The sequence below is a fragment of the Anaerovibrio sp. genome, from assembly GCF_051866355.1.
Taxonomy (GTDB): Bacteria; Bacillota; Negativicutes; order Selenomonadales; family Selenomonadaceae; genus Anaerovibrio.
On sequence record NZ_JBJDWZ010000174.1, the window covers coordinates 1 to 1,446 of the forward strand.

2 protein-coding genes are annotated in these 1,446 nt (G+C 53.0%); both read right to left on the bottom strand.

Annotated elements, in window-relative coordinates:
* On the bottom strand, positions 1 to 920 hold a 920-nt coding region (locus ACI3UA_RS09200), incomplete at its 3' end, for a glycoside hydrolase family 32 protein (protein WP_439724521.1).
* Positions 921 to 1,053: 133 nt separating this feature from the next.
* The coding region (locus ACI3UA_RS09205) for a PTS transporter subunit EIIC (RefSeq protein WP_439724522.1) at positions 1,054 to 1,446 on the bottom strand (393 nt) is incomplete at its 5' end.

Below are 1,446 nucleotides of genomic sequence, written 5' to 3' on the forward strand. Positions count from 1 at the left end.
ACCTGCGGCGCATAAAAATCAAAGCCCCTGTCCAGCTCATGAAAATCCCCATGCTTCATCACCATGCCGTCCAAATCCAGCGCTCCTGCCACATAGCCGCTCTGATAACGGTTCTGGAAAGCATGCTCTTCCGGCTCCAGCCCCTGCGGGCAAAACAATAGCACATCGCCTGTTTCAAACTGCAAGAGATTCGGACATTCCCACATGTAGCCAAAATCAGGATATTCCGTCCTTATTTCCCCCAGGAATTCCCAGGCACCGGTGCCATCACATCCAAAACCGACACTTCTGCCGCCATTATCGCCACTGCCATCATCACTGCGTCCATCGTCACCTCTGCCATTCTGACGCACAGCTTCCCTGTAAACCACAGCCCTGCCGCGCCGCGCCTCATCTTGTGCCCCCAGCACGAAATACCGCCTGCCATTCCTTTGAAATATGTACGGGTCACGAAAATGTGCCGTATAGCCCTCCGCCTCTTTTTCCACAATAATTTCATCCTTGCGGATGGTGCCATCGGCCTGCAATGTGCCCAGCCTCTGGGCGGGAGTACGCACTCCGCATTCATCCTTGGCATTGCAGGTATACAGCACCCTGACACCGCCCTTTTCCGCAAAGCCGCAGCCGGAGTAGCAGCCATCCTTGTCATGGCTGTCCGTTGGCTGCATGGCCAGCCTCGGACGGCTGTAGACGGCAAAATCCTTCGTCTTCGTATACGCCCAGCATTTATGCTTATGCTCGCACCCCACAGGGTTCCACTGGAAAAAAATATGATACTCACCATTGGCAAAAGCCAGCCCGTTAGGGTCATTAATCAGCCCGAAGGGCATTTCCAGATGAAAGCCATTGTGCCACCTGCCGGACAGCGGATAGCTTGTCTGCAATTTTTCCTCAACTTGATTTTTATTTATATACCTCATGCCAATACACCCTTCCTGCCATAGCCGGCAAATCCTTCTCAGACAGCTTCAAGCCTGTCACTATAATCCACTGTAATTCACCATAATTTCGCTATCACAAAAGGCGGCATGCACACCATGCCGCCCTTCTCAATTATTCCTCCGGCGTAAACAGCATAAAGGTCAGGCCAAAGGCAATGCCGAAACCTGTCAGATTTACCAGCAGGTAAGGCAGAAGATTGTCAAGATAAAGCAGCGTTCCCGGCAGCACCGTAATGCCCATGCCTGTACCGGCCAGGTGCATAAAGCTGGCAAGTCCGCCGGCAAAGGCACCACCTGCCAATGCGTAGAGGAATGGCTTCATAAAGCGCAGATTGATACCGAAAATCGCCGGCTCCGTAATGCCGAGGAAAGCAGGAATGACGGAAGAAATATACAAAGCGCGTTTCTTGGCATCCCTGGTCTTCACCGCAACTGCCACAGCGGCACCGCCCTGGGCTACAATCGCACCGGTAATAATCGCATTGAAGGCATCCCGCCCGGTAGC